Annotated in this window: 2 protein-coding genes; both read left to right on the forward strand. The window is 54.0% G+C overall.

Going from position 1 to position 594, the window contains the following annotated elements; all coding sequences use genetic code 11:
* Positions 1–213: hypothetical protein (locus HMPREF3155_RS13145; protein ID WP_246817715.1), on the forward strand; the 213-nt coding region annotated here is incomplete at its 5' end.
* Entirely contained in the window at positions 213–593 is a 381-nt protein-coding gene (locus tag HMPREF3155_RS08450; protein ID WP_005325318.1) for a hypothetical protein, read from the forward strand. The genes HMPREF3155_RS13145 and HMPREF3155_RS08450, both read left to right, overlap by 1 nt.
* Position 594 lies beyond the last annotated feature (1 nt).

Genomic DNA, 594 nt, shown 5'->3' on the forward strand with positions numbered 1-594 from the left:
GTTATGAAGCGAAACGCCGTCATCAAGAAATTGAAAGCGGAAGCTAAGCGGCGTGGTCTTGAATTTGAGGAAATCGCCCTATCGCGCCATGACGCTTATCGGGTAGGCAACACAACCCGAACCTTAGGTAGGCACCGTGAGATTGACGATGTGACAGTCAAGAAGTTTTTCGACCAATACGCCCAAGAATTAGGGAAAGGCTGGTGGAGGTAATGACCACGACATACACAGTAACCGCAGAACGCGGAACCAGCGGAGTATGGGTGCTCGAATGCGCCGAACTAGGGGCAGTGTCCCAAACTAAGCGGCTGGCTAATGCTGCCGACGAGATGCGCGAAGCACTGGCCTTTCAGGCAGGCCTAGACCCAGACGAACTCAACATTATTGTTGATGTTGTTCTCCCACCGGGCCTTGCGGAAATGAAAGCTCGCGCCGAAAAAGAACGCGAAGAAGCGGCACGACTGGCCGCTGCGGCACAGGCAAGCACTCATGACCTCGCTGTTGCAATGAGAAACGCTGGAATGACCGTACGAGATATGGGAACAGTCCTCGGCGTGTCTTACCAGCGCGCCCAAAAGCTCGCAGCATCCTAAA

It is taken from the genome of Corynebacterium sp. HMSC06D04 (assembly GCF_001807315.1).
GTDB lineage: Bacteria > Actinomycetota > Actinomycetes > Mycobacteriales > Mycobacteriaceae > Corynebacterium > Corynebacterium simulans.

Bases quoted from the DNA above. Each gene is read 5' to 3' on its own strand.
- HMPREF3155_RS08450 (WP_005325318.1), top strand. From the start codon at position 213: ATGACCACGACATACACAGTAACCGCAGAACGCGGAACCAGCGGAGTA.